The organism is Oenococcus oeni (assembly GCF_020510245.1).
In the GTDB taxonomy this organism is placed as follows: domain Bacteria; phylum Bacillota; class Bacilli; order Lactobacillales; family Lactobacillaceae; genus Oenococcus; species Oenococcus oeni.
In genome coordinates, this window is sequence record NZ_CP084701.1 from 525275 (window position 1) to 542980 (window position 17706).

17 protein-coding genes are annotated in these 17706 nt (G+C 40.9%); 15 read left to right on the plus strand and 2 right to left on the minus strand.

Annotation, left to right across the window (positions count from 1 at the left end; genetic code table 11):
- Positions 1-5 precede the first annotated feature (5 nt).
- The 8 genes from galU (at position 6) to J3U91_RS02715 (ending at position 7472) form a co-directional block, all read left to right on the plus strand.
- On the plus strand, positions 6-881 hold the full coding sequence (galU, locus tag J3U91_RS02680; RefSeq protein WP_002818421.1) for a UTP--glucose-1-phosphate uridylyltransferase GalU: 876 nt from the start codon (positions 6-8) through the stop codon (positions 879-881).
- Positions 882-989: 108 nt separating this feature from the next.
- Positions 990-1931: a thioredoxin-disulfide reductase gene (gene trxB, locus J3U91_RS02685; protein ID WP_002818422.1), complete on the plus strand. Its 942-nt coding sequence runs from the start codon at positions 990-992 to the stop codon at positions 1929-1931.
- Positions 1932-1947: 16 nt separating this feature from the next.
- Complete coding sequence (locus J3U91_RS02690; protein ID WP_002817243.1) at positions 1948-2379, plus strand: RapZ C-terminal domain-containing protein; 432 nt, start codon at positions 1948-1950, stop codon at positions 2377-2379.
- Positions 2376-3359: a gluconeogenesis factor YvcK family protein gene (locus J3U91_RS02695; RefSeq protein ID WP_002817244.1), complete on the plus strand. Its 984-nt coding sequence runs from the start codon at positions 2376-2378 to the stop codon at positions 3357-3359. Before J3U91_RS02690 ends, J3U91_RS02695 begins: the two co-directional genes overlap by 4 nt.
- The gene (gene whiA / locus J3U91_RS02700) at positions 3356-4303 is read left to right on the plus strand and encodes a DNA-binding protein WhiA (protein ID WP_002817245.1); all 948 of its coding nucleotides are present in this window, start codon (positions 3356-3358) and stop codon (positions 4301-4303) included. Before J3U91_RS02695 ends, whiA begins: the two co-directional genes overlap by 4 nt.
- A 53-nt stretch (positions 4304-4356) precedes the next feature.
- Positions 4357-4953, plus strand: a complete 597-nt coding sequence (locus J3U91_RS02705; RefSeq protein ID WP_002818424.1) for an ATP-dependent Clp protease proteolytic subunit — start codon at positions 4357-4359, stop codon at positions 4951-4953.
- A 116-nt stretch (positions 4954-5069) separates the two neighbouring features.
- Entirely contained in the window at positions 5070-5294 is a 225-nt protein-coding gene (locus tag J3U91_RS02710; protein ID WP_002817248.1) for a hypothetical protein, read from the plus strand.
- Positions 5295-5309: 15 nt separating this feature from the next.
- On the plus strand, positions 5310-7472 hold the full coding sequence (locus J3U91_RS02715; RefSeq protein WP_002818426.1) for an ATP-dependent Clp protease ATP-binding subunit: 2163 nt from the start codon (positions 5310-5312) through the stop codon (positions 7470-7472).
- A gap of 44 nt (positions 7473-7516) precedes the next feature.
- On the opposite strand, the gene J3U91_RS02720 is transcribed toward J3U91_RS02715, so the two are convergent.
- Together J3U91_RS02720 and J3U91_RS02725 are read right to left on the minus strand one after the other, a co-directional pair.
- Positions 7517-8482: a LacI family DNA-binding transcriptional regulator gene (locus J3U91_RS02720; protein ID WP_002818428.1), complete on the minus strand. Its 966-nt coding sequence runs from the start codon at positions 8480-8482 to the stop codon at positions 7517-7519.
- 146 nt (positions 8483-8628) lie between these two features.
- Complete coding sequence (locus J3U91_RS02725; protein WP_002818429.1) at positions 8629-9738, minus strand: aminopeptidase P family protein; 1110 nt, start codon at positions 9736-9738, stop codon at positions 8629-8631.
- A gap of 40 nt (positions 9739-9778) precedes the next feature.
- Here J3U91_RS02725 and J3U91_RS02730 point away from each other — a divergent pair, with 40 nt between their 5' ends.
- The 7 genes from J3U91_RS02730 to J3U91_RS02765 all read left to right on the plus strand — a co-directional run bounded on the left by J3U91_RS02730 (position 9779) and on the right by J3U91_RS02765 (position 17680).
- Positions 9779-10753: a phosphoglycerate dehydrogenase gene (locus tag J3U91_RS02730; RefSeq protein WP_002818430.1), complete on the plus strand. Its 975-nt coding sequence runs from the start codon at positions 9779-9781 to the stop codon at positions 10751-10753.
- A complete protein-coding gene (locus J3U91_RS02735; RefSeq protein ID WP_002818432.1) occupies positions 10753-11664 on the plus strand; it encodes a proline iminopeptidase-family hydrolase in 912 nt (303 codons plus the stop codon). Before J3U91_RS02730 ends, J3U91_RS02735 begins: the two co-directional genes overlap by 1 nt.
- A 50-nt stretch (positions 11665-11714) precedes the next feature.
- Entirely contained in the window at positions 11715-12299 is a 585-nt protein-coding gene (gene ruvA / locus J3U91_RS02740; protein ID WP_011677520.1) for a Holliday junction branch migration protein RuvA, read from the plus strand.
- Positions 12296-13312 carry a Holliday junction branch migration DNA helicase RuvB gene (gene ruvB / locus J3U91_RS02745; RefSeq protein WP_002818435.1) on the plus strand — a complete coding sequence of 339 codons (1017 nt, stop codon included), beginning with the start codon at positions 12296-12298 and terminating at the stop codon, positions 13310-13312. The genes ruvA and ruvB overlap by 4 nt, the downstream gene beginning before the upstream one ends.
- A 123-nt stretch (positions 13313-13435) precedes the next feature.
- Positions 13436-14515 (plus strand): tRNA preQ1(34) S-adenosylmethionine ribosyltransferase-isomerase QueA, encoded by a 1080-nt coding sequence (gene queA / locus J3U91_RS02750; protein ID WP_002818438.1) that lies wholly within the window; start codon positions 13436-13438, stop codon positions 14513-14515.
- A 112-nt stretch (positions 14516-14627) separates the two neighbouring features.
- Positions 14628-17462, plus strand: coding sequence for a translation elongation factor 4 (gene lepA, locus J3U91_RS02760; protein ID WP_002818439.1), 2835 nt, complete (start codon positions 14628-14630; stop codon positions 17460-17462).
- A complete protein-coding gene (locus tag J3U91_RS02765; protein ID WP_002818440.1) occupies positions 17459-17680 on the plus strand; it encodes a hypothetical protein in 222 nt (73 codons plus the stop codon). Before lepA ends, J3U91_RS02765 begins: the two co-directional genes overlap by 4 nt.
- Positions 17681-17706: the final 26 nt, after the last annotated feature.

The window sequence follows — 17706 nt, forward strand, 5'->3', positions numbered from 1 at the left end:
TCTACATGGTACAAAAAGTTAAAAAGGCCGTCATTCCGGCCGCTGGATTGGGCACACGGTTTTTGCCTGCAACCAAGGCTTTGGCAAAGGAAATGCTGCCAATTGTTGATACGCCGACAATCCAATTTATCGTTGAAGAAGCAATTCAGTCAGGAATCGAAGATATCGTTATCGTCGACGGAAAATCAAAACGATCAATTGAAGACCATTTTGATTCCAACACGGAATTGGAAGACAATTTGTCTGCCAAGGGTAAAGACAAGTTATTGAAATTAGTTCAGGATACGACTGATTTGAATATCTATTTCATTAGACAGTCTCATCCACATGGTTTGGGCGATGCTGTTTTAAAGGCTAAGTCTTTTATTAGCAATGAACCCTTTGTTGTAATGCTTGGTGATGATCTGATGACCGATCGTGTTCCTTTGACTAAACAATTGGTTGATCGTTATAACGAAACCGAGCAATCGACTTTGGCAGTCATGCCGGTTCCTCATGAAGAAACTTCAAAATATGGCGTAATCGATCCTTCTAAGGAAGTTAAGCCGGGACTGTTCGAAGTTAAAAATTTTGTTGAAAAACCTCGTCCTCAGGATGCACCTTCCGATTTGGCAATTATTGGTCGTTACCTATTTACACCAACAATTTTTTCCGAACTGGAAAATACAATGCCCGGCAAGGGCAACGAGATTCAGTTGACTGATGCGATTGAAAGCCTGAACCATAAAGAACATGTTTACGCTCATCAATTTGATGGTAAACGCTATGATATTGGTTCAAAGATCGGCTTTCTTGAAACGAATATTGAATTTGGATTAAAGCATCCCGATACTGGCGATGAACTTCGCAAGTATATTAAAGAACTTGCCAAGACTCTTTAAGCTTTATACTAAAGTTCAAACAATCCGCGTCCGAATTGGGCGTTTTTTTATCTAATTGAGTGAAAATAGCAGCTGTGCTAAACTAACAATTAGTAAGTAGGAGATTTTATGACACAGAAATATGATGTCGTGATAATTGGTGCCGGACCGGCCGGGATGACCACCGCAACATATGCAAGCCGAGCAAATTTATCTGTCATGATGATTAATAAAGGTATTTATGGCGGTCAGATGAACGATACAGCCGAGGTTGAAAACTACCCGGCTTTTGATTCGATATTAGGCCCTGATTTGGCCGAGAAAATGTATGCCAGCTCAACTCGTTTTGGAGCCGAATACACTTTTGGAGAAGTCCAAAATGTCATCGATCACGGTAAAACGAAAACGATAGTTACCGATGATGAGCAATACGAGGCGAAGGTGGTGATAGTTGCTAGCGGAGCGACTCACCGTCACATCGGTGTTCCCGGAGAAGATAAATATTCCGGCCGCGGCGTTTCCTATTGTGCTGTTTGTGATGGGGCTTTCTTTAAAAATGAGCAAATTGTTGTAATTGGCGGTGGCGATTCAGCCGTTGAAGAAGCCAGCTATTTAGCTAATTTAGCTAAGGATGTTACGATTGTTCATCGTCGCGATCAATTGAGAGCTTCTCGAATTGCTCAAAAACGGGCTTTTGATACAGACAACATTGATTTTTCTTGGAATAAACGGACTGAAGAAATTATCGGCGACGATGAAAAAGTTACCGGGGTTAAAGTTCTTGACAAAATTTCCAATCAAGAATCTGTAATTAAGACAAATGGTGTTTTTATCTATGTTGGAATCGACCCGAATACCCAGGGCTTGGAAAATCTGGGTATTTTAGACGAAAAAGGCTGGGTCTTGACTGATGACAATATGCAGACCAAAGTCCCCGGCATTTATGCTGTTGGAGATGTTCGCAAGGATTCTATCCGTCAAATCGCTGCTGCGGTTGGTGATGGAGCGGTCGCAGGAAAAATTTTATTTGATTATATTCAAAGCCTCTCTGATACGGAGATAGAAGCCTGATATAATCATATTTGGCATGAAAATAAAGGTTATATCGTTTGGATTTAAATATAAACATCTTCCAGAGGCTTCAATTCTTTTTGATTTGCGTTTTTTAGATAATCCATATTGGCAGCCGGAGATGAGAACGATGACCGGACTCGATGAAAAAGTATCTGATTTTATTATGTCGGTCCCTGGAGCGAGTGAATTTTATGATAATTACAAAAGAACAATCGAACAGGTATTGCCGCTAGCTCAAAAAAAGGAGTCCAAGGGCGGCGATATACAATCGGAAATTGTGATTGCGTTTGGTTGTACCGGCGGTCAGCATCGGTCGGTTGCTTTTGCTGAGCGCTTGGGAAAAGATTTAAAAAAAGACGGATACAAGGTCACGATTTCTCATCGCGATCTGCAGAAATCTCTAAAAAAAGAACTTGCTAAAGTCAAAGAGGAGGCCAAACCGTGACGGGCAGAAAAAAAAGAAATATTGTCGTAATTGGTGGCGGTTCCGGCTTGCCGGTTATTTTGCGCCCTTTACGCGACTGCAATGTCGAGGTGACCGCAATCGTAACCGTTGCCGATGATGGTGGATCATCGGGTGTAATTAGAAACTTTATGAACATTGTTCCGCCTGGAGATATTAGAAATGCTCTGGTTTCTTTATCTCTGCTGCCGGAAGATTTTTTGGATATCTTTCAATATCGGTTCGACTCGTCGGATGAGTTTTTCAAAAATCACGCTTTAGGAAATTTGATCATTGCTGCGATGACGGAAATGTCGGGCGACATCTTTGGAGCAGTTCAAAAGCTTGGTCGTTATATGATGATTTCCGGAAAAGTTTATCCAGTTGCTAACGTTCCTTTGGTTCTGCATGCTGCATTTACCGATGGAAGCACCGGTGTCGGCGAACATGAAATTACGATTGCCCATAAGGTGATTGAAAAATTATCAATTACGACCGAAGCCGGAAAACAACCGGTACCTACTTCGGAAGTTTTGTTGGCGATTAATCATGCAGACATGATTGTCTTTGGCCCGGGTTCTCTTTATACTTCGATTTTACCGAATTTGGTTATTCCGGTTGTTGGCAAAGCAGTTAAGGAAAGTCCGGCAAAGAAGGTCTATATTGCCAATATTATGACTCAAAAAGGCGAAACCGATAATTACACGGATGCCAGCCACATTAAAGCAATTTATCATAATGTTTCCAAAAATATTATTGATTATGTTTTGACTAATACTGCTGTTGTTCCGGAAGATTATATCGATTATCAAAAATGGAACGAAATTTCGACTCAGGTTAAGGTCGATACAAATGAAGATCGCAAACTTGGCGTTACTCCGATTACTGGAGATTTTCTTAAGTTACGCGATCAAGGCGCTTTTCACGATGGTGATAAAATCGTTAGGAAACTGCTTGATATTTTGGATAATAAAATTAAATGACTTTTACCCAACAAGTTAAAAAAGAACTTTCGATATTGCCGATTAACGTTAAGACTTCAAAGTCGGAGTTATCGGCGATTTTTCGTCTGAATGGAATTTATCATCTCGGCACCGCTGTCGGAAATACTTTAGAAGTTCAAACCCAAAATCCTGCCAGCGCAAGAAGGACTTATCAGCTGCTTTCGCAAACCTATGAAGCCGATATCCAAACCAACATTGAAAGAGGAGGATCGGCGAAGATTTTTGGCCTCCATCGCTATGGCGTTATTACGATGAAGCAGGCCGATCAGATTCTTGCCGATATACAACTTGATCCCTTCTCCAGCGACCGACGAGTTCCGGAAGTCTTTTTGAATTCTCAAGCAAAGCAACAGGCTTTTTTACGCGCTGCTTTTTTATCGACCGGATCGGTTAACGCTCCGAATTCTAAAAATTATCATTTGGAAATTTCTGCCGCGGATGAAGATTTAATCGAACAAATTTTTTCAATTATGAATAATCGTAATTTTAATTTGGGTGCAAAAATCGCCGACCGTCGGAACAAATTAATCGTCTATTTAAAAACCGGTGAACGAATCTCAGACTTTTTATCAATTATTCAAGCCACCAGTTCGATGCTGCATTTTGAAGATGCGCGTATCATGTCGGATATGCGTAATTCGGCCAATCGTTTGGCTAATGCCGATAATGCCAATGTGACCCGAATGGCCGAAGCCGCCGAAAGACAATACGAGGCGATGGATTTTTTGCGTCAGCAGAATCGTTTGGATAATTTACCGGAAAAATTGAAGATTGTTGCTGACTTGCGTTTAAAAAACCCGGAGGCCAGTTTAAGCGATTTGGCGGGAATGATCGAAGGGCAGGAATTGACGAAATCCGGAATTAATCATCGAATGCGAAAATTGATGCAAATCGTCAAGGAATTGAATCATAAAAAAGTTTGACCTTTCTTGACCATTGAACTATACTAATTTTATTAAATTTAAGGAGGCGCGATATGTGGCCTGGAGTTATTGAACAAACAGCAAATGGACGCGAGAGTTATGATCTTCCAAGTCGTCTTTTAAAGGACCGAATTATCTTGGTTCAAGGAGAAGTCGAAGATCAAATGGCAACAAGCATTGTTGCTCAACTATTGTTCTTGGATGCTCAAGATCCAAATAAAGATATATATATGTATATAAATTCACCAGGAGGATCAGTTACCGCTGGTATGGCAATCGTTGATACAATGAACTTCATCAGATCAGATGTTCAAACAATTGTCATGGGAATGGCTGCCTCGATGGCAACTATTATTGCTTCATCCGGTACCAAAGGCAAGCGTTTTATGCTTCCAAATGCCGAGTACTTGATTCATCAGCCGATGGGAGGCGCCGGAGCCGGCACCCAGCAGACCGATATGTCAATTATTGCCGATCAACTTTTGAAGACTCGGAAGAGATTAAATAACATCTTAAAAGAAAATTCCGGTAAGCCGATCGAGAAGATTGAAAAAGATACCGAGCGTGATCATTGGATGGATTCCAAGGAAACCTTGGACTATGGCTTGATTGATAAGATTTTAATTAATAAAGAAAAAAATAAATCATAAAAGAAGAAGTAATTATTAAGAAGCCGTTTGACTTCTTTTTTTTGGCAAACTTAATTACTTCACATTTGTAAATGCTTCACAAAAGTGATATAATTTTTAAATGAAGGAGGTTTCCAATGGAAATTGACATAAAGGCCTATCTAATAGATCACAATTTGACGATTTATCAAGTTGCCAAGGCGGGAGGATATGGCTATACAACAATTCATAAATCTTTTAACAAACCACAATCCGATGCGACGAGTCTGAACCTGCGGGACCTCGATGCTCTCGCACAAGCCACTCAAAGCAGTATGTGGGAGGTGTTAAAAGAGTTAGAAACCGATTATTTAGAAGATTGATAGGAGGATTCAATCATGGCTAATAATGATTATTTTAATAACAGTAATAATGATCCATTCAACTCGATGGATGACATATTCAATAATTTAATGGGACGAATGAACGGAATTAATTCCGAATCCCGTTATCTAATCAATGGACAGGAAGTAAGCCCGGAAGAGTTTGCTGCTTACCGTCAAAGTGGCAAAATGCCGATTAACGGTCAATTTCAGGAAGTTGGGTCACAGGCTCAGCCCGGGCAGCTTGGGACGGCTGTTTCTCAAAAAAATGGTCAATCAAAGAAAACGGGTATTTTGGAAAAACTCGGCCGTAATTTGACCGAGGAAGCGCGACAAGGCAAACTAGATCCGGTAATCGGCAGGAACAAGGAAATTCAGGAGACTGCAGAGATTTTAAGCCGACGGACAAAGAACAACCCGGTTCTAGTTGGCGACGCTGGAGTCGGGAAAACGGCTGTTGTCGAAGGACTGGCTCAGGCGATTATCAATGGAAATGTTCCGGCAGCAATTAAAGGCAAAGAAATATATTCTATCGATATTTCTGCTCTTGAAGCAGGAACTCAGTATCGTGGAAGTTTTGAAGAAAATATTCAAAAATTAATTAGTGAAGTAAAAAGTGCCGGCAACGTGATCCTTTTCTTTGATGAAATTCATCAAATATTAGGAGCCGGCAACACCGGAGAAGAGTCCGGATCTAATGGAATGGCTGATATCTTAAAACCGGCTTTAAGCCGAGGTGAGGTTTCTGTGATCGGAGCCACGACTCAAGACGAGTATCGGAATACGATTATGAAGAATGCTGCTTTGGCGCGTCGCTTTAACGAAGTAACTGTTAACGCGCCAAGCCCGGAAGATACATTGGCAATTCTAAAAGGTGTCCGTTCGCTTTATGAAAAACACCATCATGTTAAGTTTCCCGACGATGCCTTAAAAGCGGCTGTTGATTATTCAGTTCAGTATATTCCACAAAGGTCCTTACCGGATAAAGCGATTGATTTGGTGGACATGACAGCCGCTCACTTATCGGCTCAACACCCGGTGACAGACAAAGTCAGTTTGGAAAATGATTTGAAAAATGCCAAAACCGAACAGGACCAGTCTGCGGCAAAGGAAGATTTCGAGAAAGCTGCCGCTGCCAAAAAGCGGGTCGAAGAGCTTGAAGATAAGTTAAAAAACGTTTCCAGCGAAAATAAAAAAGAAGAAGTTGTTGTTAAACCGAATGATATTGCTCAATCGGTCGAGCGTTTAACCGGTATTCCTGTTGCCAAAATGGGTGCGAATGATATTGAGCGCTTAAAGGGGATCGCCGGTCGTTTAAAGGGCAAGGTAATTGGCCAAAACGAGGCCGTTGAAGCAGTTGCACGAGCTGTTCGCCGTAATCGGGCCGGCTTTGACGAAGGGAATCGCCCGATTGGAAGTTTTCTATTTGTTGGACCGACTGGAGTAGGAAAAACCGAATTGGCCAAACAATTGGCTTTGGATATGTTCGGTTCCAAAGATGCGATTATTCGTCTGGATATGTCCGAGTATTCCGATTTAACTGCTAGTTCTAAGCTTATCGGTACATCGGCTGGATATGTCGGTTACAACGATAATCAAAATACGCTTACAGAAAAAGTCCGGCGCAATCCTTATTCGATTGTTTTACTTGATGAAATCGAAAAAGCTAATCCACAAATCATCACTCTATTGCTTCAAGTTCTGGATGATGGCCGTTTGACAGATGGTCAAGGCAATGTTGTCAACTTTAAGAACACAGTTGTGATCGCTACTTCAAATGCTGGTTTTGGAAATGAATCGGATAATAAAAAAGACCAAGACAAGTCGATTATTGAACGTTTGGAGCCCTACTTCCGGCCGGAGTTCTTGAATCGTTTTAATGCCATTGTTGAATTTAGCCACTTGAGCAAAGAAAATCTAAAACAAATTGTTGAATTAATGCTTACGGAAGTTAATCAAACGTTGGCAAAGAAAGGCATCAAGCTGGAAGTCACCCAAGCGGCCAAAGATTATTTGATGAATCAAGGATACGATGAAGCGATGGGCGCTCGTCCTTTGCGAAGGGTGATCGAACAGCAGATTCGTGATAAAGTTACTGATTTCTATCTCGATAATCTTAACGCCAAGAATCTCAAAGCAGATATCGATAATGGAACAATTAAGATCACTGGAAAGTGACCCATATTAAAAAATCCCTAAAAATTATTTTTGGGGATTTTTTTTTAACTTTTAAATAATTCAACCGGAAGTAATGGAGGATTGGCAAAATGGATATCCGGTTTTTCTATTCGTTTAAAGAGAAGATCAATCAAGGCGTCGGCAATTTGGGAAATCGGCTGAACGATTGTTGCGATGTCGGTTAGGTACAAACGAACAAAAGCTGTACCGTCGTAACCAACCACAGGGATTTTTTTAAAATTGTTCTCTTTAATGATTTTATTGATTTGAAGAGCAGTCGTATCGTTGTTGGCGAAAATACCATCGAATTTATTTCCAGAAAGCAAATCTTTCAACTCTTCGGATTTTTTTTCTTCCGTGAAGTGAGCATCCGGAAAAGAAAATTCTTCAGCTTGAACGTTTGCTTTATGGATCGGATTTAAAGCACCGATTGCCCGCAATGAGGTTGGGGATTTTGAATCGTCATCATCAGTAATAATGGCAATTCTTTTGGCTCCTTGATCAATTAAATACTGGGTAGCCAACTTTCCGCCATTGAGATTGTCCGAAGAAACAATTGGAATTTTGTCCGACAAAAAACGATCGAAAGAAACAATTGGCATATTCACCTGATCGTACTCTTCAACACCAAGATTATGCGAGCCTGTGATAATCCCTTCAACCATATTGGCAGCCAGCATTCCAAGATAGCGTCTTTCCGCTTCGACATTGTTTGCCGAACTGGCAATAATGATCTTATATCCCTTAGCAGATAGCTTGACTTCCAATTCGTTTGAAAGTTCTGAGAAAAAGGGATTTGCAATTGTTGGGAAAATTAAACCAATAAATTTTGATGATTTCCCTTGCAGCGAACGCGCTAAGGCGTTTGGGTGATAGTTCAACGCTCTAATTGCTGCATAGACCTTATCATGGGTTTTTTTGGAAACGTGTGGAAAATCGTTTAAGACGCGCGAAACCGTTGTGATTGTTACGCCAGCTCTTTTAGCGACGTCCTGTAATTTTGCAACCATAAAGAATTCCTCTTGCTACATTTTAACAATCTTCGGCCGACCTGTGAATTCTTCCTCTTCTAAAAAAAACTAATGTTAAGAATATTCCCTGATTTTAATAGTTGTTTCCATAAGAAAAACCGGATTTAAATCCGGTTTTTCATTAATTAAAATAACTGTAATTTTTTATCCATGTGAGTGAACGGTTGACAACCGTTTTCGGTGACGTGGACGCAGTCTTCGATGCGGACTCCCAAGTCTCCTGGAATATATACACCGGGTTCGAGACTAAAACACATCCCCGGTTCCAAGACGAGATCGTTGCCCTGCATAATTGAAGGGTATTCGTGTTCGGACATGCCCATTCCGTGCCCTAAGCGGTGGATGAAATATTTTCCATAACCGGCCTTTTCAATGATATCGCGAGCTATTTTGTCCAACGAGGCAGCAGTTATGCCTGGCTTAACGGCTGCCTGAGCTGCTAACTGGGCTTCCAAGACTACTTGGTGAACTTCTCGCATATGATCGGTTGGCGTACCCAAAGCAACCGTCCGACTGGCATCCGAGATATACCCTTTATAAACAGTGCCCAGGTCAAACAGAACCAGTGAATTATTTTTTAACGCCAAGTCCGATGTTTCCCCGTGAGGATCGGCCGCATGTTCGGCTGTTTGAACCAGAGTACCAAAGGACATTTCCGGAACATTGCGGTTTTTTGTTGCAAATTCAAGTTTGGCAGCAACTTGGAGTTCTGTTTTGCCGACTTTCAGAGCCTTAAAACCGGCTTCGAAAGCTAAATCGGCATCCCTACCGGCTTGTTCAAGCTTCTTTATTTCATCTTCGTCTTTAATCAGACGCTGATGCTCGATAACCGGCGTTAAATTAAATGAATAATCGGCATCTGGAAAAGCTGCCTGAAGGCGATTAAAACGAGATAGAGTCAAATTTCCCTGCTCGGTTGCTATTTTTTTTGGATTGGCGCTACGCTCTTTAATATGGTCATAGATCATTTCTAAGCCGTCTTCATTATCTTGGTAGCCATATAAGTCGTAGGGCCAGCCAACCGATTTAACGACTTCGACTTCTAAAGCCGGTGCGAAGATGAAAGGATCCTTATCGGCAAAAACGATCATTGCCAAAATCCTTTCATAAGGATTGGAACCGAATCCGGTGATATATTGAATTGTTTTATAGTCTGAAATAAAAGCGAAGTCGATCTGTTTATCGACAAGGGTCTTTTGCAATTTGTTTAATCTTGTCTGATTGAATTTAGCCATAGATCGAGTATAGTTCAAACAACTTTTGTAGAATGAAGATATGACAAAATTATTGTTGTTGCAAAAAATTAAGGATCCGGATCTTAAACAGATCCATCGTGATTTTCCTGATTTAGAATTGATTAACGCTGACGAGATGACTAATGAACTGGTCGACCAAATTGAAATTGTTTATGGCCAATTTAGTCATCTTCAAAAAGGTTATGGCTTCAGTTCTTGGTTTGGCAAAGTCGTTCCAAACGGTAAATCCCTAAAATGGGTTCAAACAATTTCTGCTGGGATTGATTTTTTGCCACTTGATCAACTGGCAAAACGCGGAATTATGGTTTCTAATATGAGTGGCCTTCATTCTGAAGCAATTTCGGAAAATGTTCTGGCTTACATTTTGATTTTGAATCGCGGATTAAAATTCGCTCTTGCAAATCAAGCAAAGCAAAGTTGGGACTTTAATTTTCCAAAAATCAAGCAATTGCAGGATAAGAAAATTCTTATTTTCGGGACTGGCGCAATTGGTTCAGCAATCGCTAAAATATTGCAGGCTTTTGATGTTGAAGTTATTGGTGTTAATCGCCACGGAAAGGATCTTAAATATTTTGATCGGGTTATTACTCAAGAGCAGTTGGGAGATTTTGCGGATGCCGACTATTTGATCAGTGACATGCCCTTGACAACACAGACTCGTGGTTATTTCGACTCGGATTTCTTTTCACTGTTTAAAAAACAACCAATTTTTATCAATGTTGGCCGGGGACCGAGTGTTGTTGAGAAGGACCTAATTAAAGCTTTGAAAGCTGATATCTTATCCGGTGCTGCTTTGGATGTTTTTGAGCATGAACCGCTTGCGAGTGATTCACCACTTTGGAAGATGGAGAATGTGATCGTAACTCCTCACTCCTCAGCGCTTTTGGAACATTTCCAACGCGATGCTTATAAAATTTTCGGACCGAACTTAAAAAGTTATTTGGCCAATGGTAAACTGGCCGTTAACGAAGTTAATTTAAAAGAAGGCTATTAATGAAACATCAGACAAAGATTTTGCATTTAAAAAACGGTTACGACATTTGGTCGGCTTCTTTTGGAAACCCCGATGCACCGATTAAATTGTTGACTCTTCATGGCGGACCCGGTGGAACTTCCAAAGAATTCTGGCCGTGGGCAGAAAATTTTCAAAAATATGTTGGTATGGATGTTCAAGTATTCACTTACGATCAGCTTGGTTCTTTCTGGTCGGAATCACCCGACTGGACGAAGAAGGAAAACGTTGATAAATTTTTGAATTATCAATATTATTTGGATGAATTGGAAGAAGTCCGCTCTTTGATGGGCCTTGATCATTTTTATCTGTTAGGGCATTCCTGGGGTGGTGTGTTGACCTACGAATACAGTTTGGCTCATCCCGAACATTTGAAAGGCTCAATTGTTTATTCAATGACAGATAACATTAAGGATTATGTCACCTCGATTAATCAGGAACGTTTGGATTTGCTTGGTCAGGACGAAGTAGACTATATGAAATCAATTGAAGCCAAGGAAGATTTTTCCGATTCTCGCTATCATGCCGATCTAAATAAATTGTATAAAGAGAATATCGAGAGAACGGCGAACTACAATCCCGATGCCGGTCCTGATCTTTTGGCAACTGATGTTTATAATCACTTTCAAGGAAATAACGAATTCGTCGTTACCGGTATTTTGAAAGATTGGAATATTCGTCCGCGTTTGCATAATATTAAAATTCCAATGCTTCTCACAACCGGCGAAAAAGATACGATGCCTGTCTGGTCGATGAAAGAAACAGCAAAAACGATTCCCAGAGCGGAATTGTTTGTTAACAAAGACGGTGGCCACCATCATGCAGTCGATCATCCGGTGGAATTTTATAACAATTTGGCGGCTTTTCTGAAGCGCACCGAAGCGGCTCAATGAGTTTGAAAGATCCTTCTGCGGGTCTTTTTTAACACGGCTATAATTTTAATATGTATGACTTTTTGACGGGCATCATTAAAACGATCGCGGCGGGTTACGTGGGCATCGATGTTAATGGAATTGGTTTTCGCGTTTTTACGCCCAACCCTTATGAATATAATCAAAACGATCAAACGACAATCTTTACTGAACAAATTGTTCGTGATAATCAGATTAGTCTTTATGGTTTTAAAACAGTTAAAGAAAGGAATCTTTTTCAAAAACTGCTCAATGTTTCCGGAATCGGACCAAAATCGGCCTTGGCAATTATTGCCGGTGGCGATCGTGATGGGCTGATTGCCGCTGTCGAGAACGGTAAACCGAAATATTTAACTAAGTTCCCGGGTATCGGAAATAAAACCGCCCAACAGATCGTTCTTGATCTCAAGGGAAAATTGGGCGATTTTTCGAAAAATATCGCTCCGATGAAGAATCTGTTGGAAAATTCTGCTGAATTGGATGATGCCTTGGCCGCCCTAGTGGCTTTGGGCTTTTCTTCAAAAGAAGTTAACAAAATAAATCCAAAATTAGCCAGTCTTGGTGAATTAACAACCGATGCATATATTCAAAAAGGACTTAAACTATTAACCAAATGAATGATGAAGATCAAAAAATTTTAGATGCAAAACCAATCGCGGACGAGATCGATTCTGAATTGACATTGAGACCAAAGTATTTGAGGGAATATATTGGTCAAAAAGAGATTAAGGATCAACTGTCTGTGTATTTAAAAGCCGCCAAACAACGGGACGAAGCTCTTGATCACGTTTTGCTTTTTGGACCACCTGGGTTGGGCAAAACTACTTTGGCGATTGTTATTGCCAACGAGATGGGAGCGAAAATTAAAACAACCTCGGGACCGGCCATTGAAAAAACCGGTGATCTGGTTGCTTTATTGAATGAATTGACCGCCGGCGATATTTTATTTATCGATGAAATTCATCGCTTGCCAAAGTCGGTTGAAGAAGTTCTTTATTCGGCAATGGAAGATTTTTATGTTGATATCGTTGTTGGCCAGGGAGAAACGGCTCATGCGATTCATTTTCCGTTACCGCCCTTTACTTTGATTGGTGCAACTACAAGAGCTGGAATGCTTTCAGCACCATTAAGGGATCGGTTTGGGATTGTTGCTCATATGCAATTTTATCCGGTTAGCGATTTAAAATTGATAGCCAAACGTACAGCTGAAATTTTCGATACTTCGATTGCCGGTTCCGGTGCTGCTGAATTGGCTTTGCGTTCGCGGGGGACACCTAGAATTGTTAACCGTTTGCTGAAAAGAGTCCGCGATTTTGCTCAGGTTGCCGGCAAAGATACAATTGACGAACAGATTGTTGACAACGCTTTAAACAAATTACATGTTGACGCTCGCGGATTGGACGAGACCGACTTGAAATATCTCAATACTTTGATACACCAATATAAAGGTGGTCCAGCCGGCGTGAATGCCCTTGCTTCTAATATTGGCGAAGATAGTGAAACGGTCGAGGAAATGGTCGAACCTTATTTACTCCAAATCGGTTTTATTCAAAGAACTCCGCGGGGTCGCCAGGCGACCCAAGCTGCTTATGAGCATCTTCAGATTCCCTATCAGACCGGTCTGTCTTGATTTGAATAATATATATAGCTATAGCTTGAATTGATTTTTTTGACCGAGCCGTTTAAAGAGGATTAGGCCGATTTGTTTTTTAATCTCCGTTTGCAAGTAATTATTTTTTGAAAGAAGAAAAAAATGACTGAAGAAAAAGTACCACACTATACTTTGAGTGATTTTGATTATAATTTGCCGCATGAATTAATTGCTCAAACCCCTTTAAAACAGCGAGATGCCTCACGTTTGCTCCTTTTAAATGCTAAGACCGGCGCTTATGAAGACAAGCATTTTTATGACATTATCGATTATCTAAATCCTGGTGATGCGCTTGTAATGAACAATTCGCGTGTTATTCCGGCTCGGCTGCGTGGCTGGCGTCCTGAAACCAAGGGACATGTCGAAGTACTTTTATTAAGACAGGATCATGGCGATGTTTGGGAAACTTTGATTAAACCGGCCAAGAAATTTCCGGTTGGTTCGGTAATTGATTTTGGTAATGAGAATGAAACGATCATGACCGGTAAAGTTGTTGGCGAACTTGAACATGGTGGCCGTTATGTGGAATTTCAATATGATGGAATTTTTATGGAATTGTTGGATAAGCTTGGCGAAATGCCGCTTCCGCCATACATTAAAGAGAAATTAAAAGACCAGGAACGCTATCAAACAGTATATTCAAAAATTGAAGGATCGGCGGCAGCTCCAACTGCCGGCTTGCATTGGACTCCGGAACTGCTTGACAAGGTTCGCGCAAAGGGCATTAAAACAATCGAATTGACTTTGCATGTTGGCCTTGGAACTTTTCGTCCGGTCGAAGAGGAAAATATTGACAAACATAAAATGCATTCCGAATTTTACCAATTGAGCCAGGCAGCGGCCGACCAGATCAACCAAGTTCGCAATAATGGCGGTCGGATTGTTGCTACCGGTACAACAACGATTCGAACTTTGGAAACAATTGGTCATAAATTTAACAGGGATAAATATGGAGGCAATGTTCAGGCGGACTCCGGTTGGACTGATATATTTATTAAACCTGGTTTCAGATGGACAACTGTCGACGCTTTTATTACCAACTTTCATTTACCAAAATCAACGCTTGTTATGCTGGTCGCCGCGTTTACGGGTCGTGAAAATATCCTAAATGCATATAAGCACGCGATTCAAGAAAAATATCGTTTCTTTTCTTTCGGGGATGCGATGTTCATCCATAAGTGAATTTATGATTGAGCAGTTTTTAAAAACTGTTTTTTCTTTGCTCTAAAATTAGATTATGTGTACTTCGATATTTCAAATCGCATATGACCACAGTCACCTTCTTTCTCGGACAATGGATTGGCACGGTTTATATGCCTTTCCACTTTTTGTTCCGCGTGGGTATAAGTGGAGTTCAGTTTACGATGGGAAAGAATACATCAATAAATATGCTGCTATTGGATCAGGCCATGACCGAAAAATGCACGCCGATTTATCGGATGGCGTGAATGAATTTGGTTTATCCGTACAAAAATTGACTTTTGCCAATGCCAGTCGGCAATATGCCAAAACGAGAAATGAAAAGAAAATTCAGTTGGCTCCTTTTGAATTTGCCTTTTGGGCAATGACAAATTTTCGTTCGGTCCAGGAATTGATCGAGTCCTTGCCGTCAATCGAGGTTATAAATGACAACGAAGCGCTGAACAAATATGGCGACGCCGATCTGCATTATGCTGCTGCTGATCCTAGTGGACGTTTTGTTATTATCGAACCTTTGTCGATGCCGATGCGGGTCATTGAAAATCCTTTGGGCGTCGTAACGAATGCTCCTAATTTTAAACGCGAAGTCAATAAACTGAATGACTATATGCCTTTGCTTCCCGAATACTTGAATGGACAACTGTCCTACAATTCCCAGCATGTTGCTTCAAAAGATTTTTCCGGTAAAAAACAGTTGCCGGGCGGTTATACTCCCAGCGCTAGATTTATTCGCGCAGCTTATTTAAAAGAAAGAAGTGATTCGGCAGCCGATCAGGAAGAACAGCTCGTTAATGCCCGCAATATTTTAAATTCCGTTACAGTTCCGAAGATGTCGTCCCGTTCAGACACTTATACGGTTTATCGTTCGGCGGTTGCTTTGGAAACAAGGACTTTATACTACGAAAACTATTCCGCAACCGGATTGTTTAAATTGGTGCTTAATGATAGTCTGTTAGAACAAAGCAAAGAGATTTTTTTTCAAAGAAGATACAAGCAATTTTCAAACTATTTCTTTAAATTGATTGTTGTCTTAAGCGATAATTTTTGTTTAGGAAGCTTGATTGATAAAATTAAGATGATGTCCACATTCGAAGAACAATTAGATCGTCAAAAACATATTCGTAATTTCAGTATTGTTGCTCATATTGATCACGGGAAATCGACTTTAGCTGATCGAATTCTCGAGATGACTCATTCGGTTGCTCAAAGGCAAATGAAGGCGCAGATTCTTGACGACATGCCGTTGGAACGCGAACGAGGAATCACGATCAAGATGAATTCTGTCGAAGTTCACTATGATGCCAAAGATGGCCAACGCTACATTTTTCATTTGATCGATACTCCTGGTCACGTGGATTTTTCCTATGAAGTTTCCCGCGCTCTTGCTGCTGCTGATGGGGCGCTTTTGGTCGTTGATGCAACTCAGGGAGTTCAAGCCCAGACTTTGGCGAACGTTTATTTAGCAATTGATAATGATTTGGAAATCTTGCCGGTTATTAACAAGATCGATCTTCCGTCGGCCGATCCAAAAGGAACCAAAGCAGAGATTGAAGACGATATTGGAATCGACACAAGTGATGCAGCTGATGTTTCTGCCAAAACTGGTCTGGGAGTTGCTGATCTTCTTGAGAAAATCGTTAAAATAATTCCGGCTCCCACCGGGGATTTGAATGCTCCTTTACAGGCCCTAATTTTTGATTCGAAATACGATTCCTATCGCGGGGTTGTTTTATCGATTCGTGTCAAAGAGGGTCAAATTCATCTTGGCGATAAAATTCGTTTAATGAATGCCGGTGCTGATTATGAAGTCACTGAACTGGGCGTTTTTTTTCCCGACGCTACACCACGAAAAGAATTGATTGCCGGAGATGTTGGCTATTTAACCGCTTCTATCAAGGACATCCATATAGCGCGTTCCGGCGATACAGTCACAAATGCCGATCGTCCCGCTCAAAAGGCGCTTCAAGGATATCGGCCAATGACGCCAATGGTTTATGCCGGTATTTATCCAACCGATAATGGTAAATATAATGAGCTTCGCGATGCTTTGGATAAATTAAGTCTTAATGATGCCAGCCTAGAATACGAACCGGAGACTTCAACTGCACTCGGTTTTGGTTTCCGTGTCGGTTTTCTCGGCTTGCTGCACATGGATGTTGTTCAAGAACGTTTGGAACGCGAGTTCGACTTGGAAATCGTTATTACGGCGCCCACGGTTACTTATCATGTAATCAAAACCGATGGGAGTGAGGAAGATATTTCCAATCCGTCTGATATCCCGGATGCCAGCAGCATTAAAGAAATTCGCGAACCCTTTGTCAATGCAACGATTATGGTTCCCGAACAGTACGTTGGCACAGTAATGGAACTTGCGCAAGCTAAGCGCGGAATCTTCGATACAATGGATTATCTCGATAAATCACGTGTCAACGTTAAATATAAGATGCCTTTATCGGAGATAATTTTTGATTTCTTCGATAAAATAAAGTCTTCTACCAAGGGTTATGCCAGTCTCGATTACAGTCTTGCTGGATTCTTTGTTTCTGACTTAAAAAAGATCGACATTTTGTTAAATGGTGACAAGGTCGATGCTTTGAGTTTTATATCTCATAAAGATTTCGCCGACAATCGGGCTCGGGTCGTAACTGGAAAACTAAAGAAAGTTATTCCTCGCCAGAACTTTGAAATTCCGATTCAGGCAGCGATTGGATCAAAAATTATTGCTCGAACAAATATTAAGGCTTATCGAAAAGATGTTACCGTTAAGATTCACACCGGAGATCCTGATCGACGTGCCAAACTGCTCGATAAACAACGGGCCGGCAAAGCGCGAATGAAATCGATTGGGCGGGTAGATGTTCCCCAAGAAGCCTTTATGGCTATTTTGAAGAATTCAGATGATGAACAGTATAATAAGGGACTCTCGTGAAAATTGATCATTCCAAAGGATTATTTTTTTCGGCGACAATTGCCGTGCTTTTGTTGACTTTCTTTTCGATCTTTTATCGTTTTCAAAATAGGCCGACACTAGCAATGGCAGAAAAAGACGCGAAAAGCATTTTTTCAGGGGCTGTTTCTAATAATCTATCGGAAAAGTATTTGTATGGCGGCAAGGCCACTTCGAAAGAGCTTTATATAAAAAAATAAAAAAGAATCTATTAAATGGACTTGTT